The sequence below is a fragment of the Methylocaldum sp. genome (genome assembly GCF_035627495.1).
In the GTDB taxonomy this organism is placed as follows: domain Bacteria; phylum Pseudomonadota; class Gammaproteobacteria; order Methylococcales; family Methylococcaceae; genus Methylocaldum.
This window is the reverse complement of sequence record NZ_DASPLO010000171.1, coordinates 1-7,503: the sequence shown is the minus strand read 5'-3', so window position 1 is coordinate 7,503 and position 7,503 is coordinate 1. Positions and strand designations below refer to the sequence as shown.

Annotated in this window: 13 protein-coding genes; 11 read left to right on the top strand and 2 right to left on the bottom strand. The window is 57.6% G+C overall.

From position 1 onward, the window contains the following. The first annotated feature begins 390 nt into the window (after positions 1 to 390). The 10 genes from VEB01_RS15375 (at position 391) to VEB01_RS15330 (ending at position 5,972) form a co-directional block, all read left to right on the top strand. Complete coding sequence (locus VEB01_RS15375; protein WP_324876933.1) at positions 391 to 825, top strand: VOC family protein; 435 nt, start codon at positions 391 to 393, stop codon at positions 823 to 825. Between the two features lie 66 nt (positions 826 to 891). Continuing rightward, positions 892 to 2,070 (top strand): methylated-DNA--[protein]-cysteine S-methyltransferase, encoded by a 1,179-nt coding sequence (locus tag VEB01_RS15370; protein WP_324876931.1) that lies wholly within the window; start codon positions 892 to 894, stop codon positions 2,068 to 2,070. A 223-nt stretch (positions 2,071 to 2,293) separates the two neighbouring features. Further along, entirely contained in the window at positions 2,294 to 2,674 is a 381-nt protein-coding gene (locus VEB01_RS15365) for a YciI family protein (protein WP_324876928.1), read from the top strand. Positions 2,675 to 2,843: 169 nt separating this feature from the next. Then, complete coding sequence (locus tag VEB01_RS15360; RefSeq protein WP_324876927.1) at positions 2,844 to 3,335, top strand: VOC family protein; 492 nt, start codon at positions 2,844 to 2,846, stop codon at positions 3,333 to 3,335. A 141-nt stretch (positions 3,336 to 3,476) separates the two neighbouring features. Next, positions 3,477 to 3,908 (top strand): YciI family protein, encoded by a 432-nt coding sequence (locus VEB01_RS15355; protein ID WP_324876925.1) that lies wholly within the window; start codon positions 3,477 to 3,479, stop codon positions 3,906 to 3,908. Between the two features lie 57 nt (positions 3,909 to 3,965). After that, on the top strand, positions 3,966 to 4,424 hold the full coding sequence (locus VEB01_RS15350) for an SRPBCC family protein (protein WP_324876923.1): 459 nt from the start codon (positions 3,966 to 3,968) through the stop codon (positions 4,422 to 4,424). 50 nt (positions 4,425 to 4,474) lie between these two features. Next, positions 4,475 to 4,894, top strand: a complete 420-nt coding sequence (locus tag VEB01_RS15345) for a VOC family protein (protein ID WP_324876921.1) — start codon at positions 4,475 to 4,477, stop codon at positions 4,892 to 4,894. 23 nt (positions 4,895 to 4,917) lie between these two features. Next, entirely contained in the window at positions 4,918 to 5,334 is a 417-nt protein-coding gene (locus VEB01_RS15340; protein WP_324876919.1) for a YciI family protein, read from the top strand. 110 nt (positions 5,335 to 5,444) lie between these two features. After that, positions 5,445 to 5,618, top strand: a complete 174-nt coding sequence (locus VEB01_RS15335; protein WP_324876917.1) for an SRPBCC family protein — start codon at positions 5,445 to 5,447, stop codon at positions 5,616 to 5,618. Between the two features lie 18 nt (positions 5,619 to 5,636). After that, a complete protein-coding gene (locus VEB01_RS15330) occupies positions 5,637 to 5,972 on the top strand; it encodes an SRPBCC family protein (RefSeq protein WP_324876915.1) in 336 nt (111 codons plus the stop codon). Positions 5,973 to 6,224: 252 nt separating this feature from the next. On the opposite strand, the gene VEB01_RS15325 is transcribed toward VEB01_RS15330, so the two are convergent. Then, positions 6,225 to 6,524: a BrnA antitoxin family protein gene (locus VEB01_RS15325; protein ID WP_324876913.1), complete on the bottom strand. Its 300-nt coding sequence runs from the start codon at positions 6,522 to 6,524 to the stop codon at positions 6,225 to 6,227. Next, on the bottom strand, positions 6,478 to 6,756 hold the full coding sequence (locus VEB01_RS15320) for a BrnT family toxin (RefSeq protein ID WP_324876911.1): 279 nt from the start codon (positions 6,754 to 6,756) through the stop codon (positions 6,478 to 6,480). Before VEB01_RS15320 ends, VEB01_RS15325 begins: the two co-directional genes overlap by 47 nt. Before the next feature lie 123 nt (positions 6,757 to 6,879). On the opposite strand from VEB01_RS15320, the gene VEB01_RS15315 reads away from it, so the two are divergent. After that, positions 6,880 to 7,245, top strand: coding sequence for a YciI family protein (locus VEB01_RS15315; protein WP_324876909.1), 366 nt, complete (start codon positions 6,880 to 6,882; stop codon positions 7,243 to 7,245). Positions 7,246 to 7,503: the final 258 nt, after the last annotated feature.

Sequence of the window (7,503 nt, the reverse complement as noted above, 5' to 3'; positions counted from 1 at the left end):
GCGTTCCACGGCCGAGCGCGCCTCGGCCGTCAGTTTCACTGCGTATTTCTGGGTTCGCATGATCGTCTCCTGGCTTCCAGACAATCATCAGACCCAAGACATGACCAAACATTGCACTGCTACCGTGGCGAAGCACTAGTCATGTATCTGTATTGAGACAAGAAAAGTTTTGATGGCACCCCAAAACTGAAGATTAATCGCACCAGCGACTGCGCCTGCGCCGACAACAGGGTCGAGCGTGTGTGTATCCGGGTCAGATCCGGGCCAGGCTTTTATTGTTTAACTTCGGATTCTTCCGTTTTACTAAGCCTAGTCACTGCGCATAATCTGAAGCAAATTACAAAAGCCTGACCCTTTCACGCATAAACCGGTACTGCGAAGGAGATTGAGATGACCGTAAAACCGATTCCCGATGGCTTCCACACCGTAACGCCTTTTCTGATCGTGGAAGGCGTCCCCCGACTGATCGAATTCCTCAAAACCGCATTCGAAGCCACCGAGTGCATCAGAATTCATGACGCCGAGGGGCGCGTCATGCACGCCGAGGTCATGATCGGAGATTCGATCGTGATGATGGGCGAGGCGATGGAGCGACGTCCGAGCATACCGGCGCTGAACCACCTCTATGTTCTCGATACGGATGCGACCTACCGCGCGGCATTGGATGCCGGTGCGACATCGTTCATGGAACCGGCCGTCCAGTTCTGGGGCGACCGTATGGCAGGCGTCAAGGACCCGGCTGGCAACCATTGGTTGATTGCGACTCACATGGAAGACGTCGATCCTGCCGAGATCGCCCGGCGGGCACGGGCTTTCAAGAGATGACCCATTTCGCTCGCTCGATGACGGCCCCGTCGTCAGCGGACACGACTCTACCGAAAGGCGCTATCCATGAAACCCATCGCCTACTGCCTTTTCGACACCCCGCTCGGTGCATGCGGAATCGCCTGGCGCGATGGCGGGAGTGAAGGCGGCCCGCCGGCCGTGACCTGTTTTCAGCTTCCCGAAGCCACGGCGCAAGCGACCGAAGCGAGAATCGCGCGGGAATCCGGCGCGCACCCGTCGGGTGCGCCACCGCCCGCGATTGCCGCCCTCATCGAGAGAATCCGCAAGCACTTTGCAGGAAATGCCGAGGATTTCCGGGACATCGACGTCGATCTCGACGGCGTGGGACCGTTCGCGCGGCAGGTGTACTCCGCCGCTCGCGCCATCCCGGCGGGACAGACGTCGACTTACGGCGGGATCGCCGAAGCCCTGGCGCGGCCCGGTGCGGCAAGGGCCGTTGGCCAAGCCCTGGGGAAAAACCCGATTCCCCTAATCATCCCCTGCCACCGAATCCTGGCGGCCGGCGGCAAACCCGGCGGATTTTCGGCGCCGGGCGGCTTGGCGACCAAATCCCGGATGCTGGCCTTCGAAGGGGTCGCTTGGGCTCTGCCGCCGACACTCAAATCGGCACACGAGCTCCGACGGGCGGCGGCGAGGCTGAGAGCCCAAGACCCGACCCTGGCCGACTGCATGTCCCGGCCCATCGCATTCAAGCGGAGTGCCGAGCATTCTCCCTATGCGGCGCTGTTTACCGCCATCGTTCACCAGCAACTCACGCCCAAGGCCGCGGCCACCATCCTGGGCCGGGTGAAAACCCTTTATCCGGGAGCGACGATTCCGGATCCCGGCGAACTCTTGAATACCCCCGATCAGTCGTTGCGGGAATCGGGCCTGTCGAAAGCGAAAGCCGCAGCGCTGAAGGATTTGGCGATCAAGACTCTGGACGGCACCGTGCCGACGGCCGAGACAATCGTCGCGCTGGACGACGACGAAATCGCGCGACGGCTGACCTCGATTCGAGGCGTGGGACAGTGGACGGTGGAGATGCTGCTTATCTTCAACCTAGGCCGGATGGATGTCTTTCCCGTCGACGACTACGCGCTTCGGAAAGGCATCGCGAAAGTCTACGGAATGCCGGAGGTCCCCTCCCCCAAACAGCTCATCACCCTGGGAGATCGTTGGCGGCCCTATCGCACGGTGGCTTCCCTTTACCTCTGGAATGTCGTCAATGCCGAAGTCTTTTGAGCGAAAGTGAGCCTATGAAGGACCGCACCATCGGGACAGTACAAAAACCCCGTACAGCGAACCCGAGAATGCTTTAGCCCTTCGGTGCCGTCACGCAGAGTCCGCCACGGTCGGAGGTCGCCAGGACATTTTTTCGCCTGATTTCAGGACGAGGTGTCGAATCGGGGTTCCCCCGTACGACTATCCAATGCCCACAGCACTACATCACTATCCGGAGAAAGCCATGAAATACCTATGCCTGGCGTACGAAGCGGAAGAAGCGCTCAATGCCCTTTCCGCAAGCGAATGGGATTCCCTGCGGCGCGAGACTCTCGCCTATGTCGAGGAACTTCGCGAGAACGGCCGCCTGATCGTCACTCACGCCCTCCAGAGCGTGCAGACCGCCGCGACGGCGCGTGTGCGGGGCGGCAAGCTATCGGTGACGGACGGCCCGTTCGCCGAAACCAAGGAACAGCTAGGCGGTTTTTTCCTGATCGAAGCCATGGATTTGAACGAGGCTATCCAGATCGCGTCAAGGTGGCCGTCGGCACGCCTCGGCAGCATCGAGGTCCGGCCCATCGAGGAAGAGCTGAGGGTGGAGAGCCGCTACGGCGGAACCCCATGACACCGGTATCACGTCAGGCATTTCGAGCACACGCAGTGCTGGCAAAAAAAGATCGTGTGTCGATTTCGTACAGTCTCGTTCGACTGTGAGGTAGAGCCACGGTGTAGCCGGCAATATCGACCGGTATTCCGGCGCTCGACCTGAAACCAGAAAAAAGGAGCAATACCCTATGCAAAGAATCAGCCCCTGTTTGTGGTTTGATGATCAGGCGGAAGAAGCCGCTGAGTTTTATACCGGTATCTTTCCAAATTCGACGATCGTGAAAATTTCTCGCTATGGCGAAGCGGGACATGAGATCCACGGAAAACCAGCGGGTACGGTAATGACCGTGGCATTTGAACTCGATGGGCAGGCGTTTACCGCGCTCAACGGCGGCCCGGTGTTCAAATTCAACGAGGCCGTCTCGTTTCAAGTCAATTGCGAGACGCAGGAAGAAGTGGACTATTACTGGGAGAAGCTATCCGAGGGCGGGGATGAAAAAGCGCGGCAGTGCGGCTGGCTCAAGGATAAATACGGCGTTTCATGGCAGGTTGTTCCCGACGTCTTGATCAAGATGCTCAACGATCCCGACTCGGAAAAATCGCAAAGGGCCATGGCGGCCATGCTGCAAATGAAGAAGATCGATATAGAAAGGCTGAGACAGGCATATGAACAGCGGTGACGTGATTGCAGAACACGTTTTATCTGGGCAGGAAATAACCATATCAAGAGGAAGCGGAATTAAACGGAAGAGAATCCAACAACAAGGCGGAGCTGTAATTGCGGCTCCAGACCCTAAAACTGACCAGAAGGAGATAAAACCATGCGATTCATGATTCTGATCAAGGCCGACAAGAACACCGAGGCCGGCGTGATGCCGAGCGAGAAGCTGCTGACCGAGATGGGAAAGTTCAACGAAGAATTGGTGAAAGCCGGCGTGATGCTCGCGGGCGAGGGCCTGCATCCCAGCTCGAAGGGGGCACGCGTCCGATTCTCGGGAGCACAACGAACCGTGATCGACGGGCCCTTCGCGGAGACGAAGGAACTGATCGCCGGCTTCTGGCTATGGCAGTGCAAGTCCCTGGACGAGGCCATCGAATGGGTCAAGCGCTGCCCCAATCCGGTTGAGGGGGATACCGAAATCGAGATTCGTCAGGTGTTTGAGATGGAGGATTTCGGTCCTGCGCTAACGCCCGAGCTTCGGGAGCAGGAGCAGCGCCTGCGCGCGCAGGCAGCCGATAACCGAAACCCATGAACCTGTCGTTCGACACGAACAACGGTTTTTCGCAAACCGCAGAAAGGATCAAGCTGCATGAACCATAACGATCCAACGAGTACGGCTGACCGTGAAATCACGAGCACGCGAGTCTTCGATGTTCCCCGCGAGCGCATGTTTCAGGCATGGCGCGACCCCGCCCGACTGGCAGCCTGGTGGGGGCCGAAGGATTTTACCAACACTTTTCACGAGTTCGACCTGCGGCCGGGCGGCATCTGGCGCTTCATCATGCACGGCCCCGATGGCGTCGACTATCCGAACGAGAGCGTCTTTGTCGAGGTCGTCGAACCCGAGCGCATCGTGTTCCAGCATGTATCAAGTCCGCGATTTCAGATGACGGTCACCTTCACGGAACAGGCCGGAAGAACCAGGCTCGACTGGCGAATGCTCTTCGAAAGCGCCGTGGAATGCGACAAGGTCAGAGCGGTATGCGTCGAAGCGAACGAACAGAACTTCGACCGCCTTCAGGCGCAATTGGCCAAGATGGCTGCCTAGAGTTTTGCGCCGCCTGCAACTTGTATCCCAACTTAAACAAGGAGATAACCATGCAAGTCCAACCCTATTTGTTTTTCGACGGCCGCTGCGAGGAAGCGATCGATTTCTACCGTAGCGCCCTCGGCGCTGAGGTGACGATGCTGATGCGCTTCAAGGAAAATCCCGAGCCCCAAGAGGGCTGTCAGCTCCCGCCCGGCACCGAGGACAAGGTCATGCATTCGAGCTTCCGCATCGGCGATACCACGGTGATGGCATCCGACGGTCGATGCCTGGGGCAGCCGAACTTCCAGGGTTTTTCGCTAACTCTGACCGCTGCCAACGAGGCCGAGGCGGATCGCCTGTTCGCTGCCCTGAGCGACGGTGGCCAAGTGCAGATGCCGTTGGCCAAGACCTTCTTTTCACCGCGCTTCGGCATGGTCGCCGACCGCTTCGGCGTGTCGTGGATGATCATCGTGGAGCCGAGCTCCTGACCTGAAACCAACTGGAGATTTCCATGCGATTCATGATCATCGTCAAAGCCACCAAGGACTCCGAAGCGGGCGTCATGCCGACGGAAGAACTAATCGCCGAGATGGCGAGCTACCACGAGGAGCTGGCGAAAGCCGGCGCGCTGCTCGATGCCTCCGGACTCCAGCCGAGCGCGAAAGGCTGGCGCATCAAGTATTCCGGCGAAAAGCGCTCGATGGTCGACGGGCCCTTTGCCGAGACCAAGGAGCTGATCGCCGGCTACACGATCATCCAGGTGAAATCAAAGGAAGAGGCTCTCGAATGGACCAAGCGCTTCCCCAATCCCGCCGTCGACGGCAAGGAAGGCGAGATCGAAGTTCGCCAGTTGTTCGAGCTGGAGGACTTCGAACAAGGCGAAGCGGTGGAGCGTTTTCGCGAACTAGGGGTCGGGGCGGAAAAGTAATCGCGCGGCGTCCCGGTTCTGCACGGTCGATTGTCGATAGCCCGAGCGGTTACCGCCTGAACGTTCGACGATCGCCCTCCCCGAAATTCAACAACGCACCGGAGGTATCCATGTTCAAGCTCTTTGCCATCGTTGTCGTCGTTTTGATCGTCGCCGTTCTCGTGTATGCCGCGACCAGGCCCGACACCTTCCGCGTTCAGCGCACGACCAGCATCAAAGCGCCGCCGGAGAAGATCTTTCCGCTCATCAACGACTTGCACGATTGGGGCGCTTGGTCGCCCTAGGAGAAGAAGGACCCCACGATGAAAAGGACCTACAGCGGCATAACCGCCGGCAAGGGCGCCGTGTATGAGTGGGACGGCAACAATGAGGTCGGCAAGGGGCGCATGGAGATCACGGAGTCGTCTCCTCCTTCCAAAATCACGATGAAACTGGACTTCCTCAAGCCCTTCGAAGCCCACAACGTCGTCGAGTTCACGCTGCACCCGCAGGGTGATGCCACGCACGCCACCTGGTCCATGCACGGTCCCAGCCCATACATTTCGAAAGTCATGGGACTCTTCTTCAACATGGACAAGATGATCGGCAAGGATTTCGAGGCCGGCCTCGCTAGCCTGAAGGCTGTCGCCGAAAAGTAAACGCTATGCAGTGACGAATGCCCAGGAATGTGATGGCATACGAAATTGCTTCTCCCACTGGGCAGAGTATCTATACAAGACCGCAAAGCCGTCATTCCAATTGCAAGCGGTCGCTTTAGCCGCGAACCCTCCCTGCCGGGGGTGACGATGTGGCGTTACTTTCGATGCGAACAGTAACTAGGACGGAACATTTTGCGAGCCGGAGCGCTTGCCTACGGTTCACCTTTAGAGACCGAATGTATCCGTCCTAATCTATGTCCGAGGATGCGCTTTGATCCACTCTTTCAAAGCCTCATCCATGCGTACTTGCCAGCCTTCGCCCGTGGCGCGGAAATATTCCACCACTTCCGGGCTGTACCGCACCGACAATAAAAGTTTGCGACTCGTGGCCTTCGGCCTGCCTCGCCGCACCAGCTTGCCGCCTCGGTGTTCGTCTGCGCGCTCGAAAAATTCGTCTGTCAGCTCGGGGATTTCTTCGTATTCCTCGGATGTAATGATGTGAGCATCAATCTTTTCCAAATCGCTGCCCAAAACGCGCTTTTTCTCGCTCATTGGCTTTCCTCATAGAAATAATGTGGCGAGCGTTGCCACGGGAAGTCCAGACCACCACCATCATCCGGCCGCGCAAATGTCCCACCGTAATAATGCGCGCTTCGCCATAGTCTTTACGCTCATCTTCGAAATCGAGCGTTGTACCGGCAAATACTTCGACCGCATCGGCGAAGTCAATACCTCGATCATGTAGGGTTTTATTGCGTTTGGCGGGATCGAAGGCGATCTTCATCACAATTACCGTAGCTACACTAACTGTATCAGTCAAGGAGTTTTTGTAGCTACGGCTTTAAAGTAATGACCGCATGAACGGGGCAGTTTTAAACTGGCCTCGAACAGGTTGGGCTTTTATTATTTGATTTCGGTTTTTTCCGTTTCACGAAGCAGAGTCACCCCGCATGAAGAAATCAAAGGCAAACAACCAAAGCCTGACCCCTTCCGCCAGCCGAGCGCGAAGGGTTGGCGCATCAAGTATTCCGGCGAAAAGCGCTCGGTGGTCGACGGGCCCTTTGCCGAGACCAAGGAACTGATCGCCGGCTACACGATCATCCAGGTGAAATCAAAGGAAGAGGCTCTCGAATGGACCAAGCGCTTCCCCAATCCCGTCGTCGACGGCAAGGAAGGCGAGATCGAAGTTCGCCAGTTGTTCGAGCTGGAGGACTTCGAACCCGGCGAGGCGGTCGAACGCTTTCGCGAGCTGGGGGTCGGGACGGAAAAGTAACTGCAATTGCTCGAGACGTGAACATCCGCTGCCTAACTCCGCAACCCTACGTATCTACACAAGTCTGTGGCCCGTCATTCCGGCAGGGATTGCCGGAATCCAGGTCACAAGGATGTGTTATTCCATTTTTCAATCTATAGTGCATTAATAATCCAAGACCAGGCGGTGATGGAATAGACGCGTGCGGGATCGTTTTCGAGATCCCGCAAGGCGTGCTCCAAGTGGTCTTCCAAAGCATCAAGGCTGTCAAAGACCCGG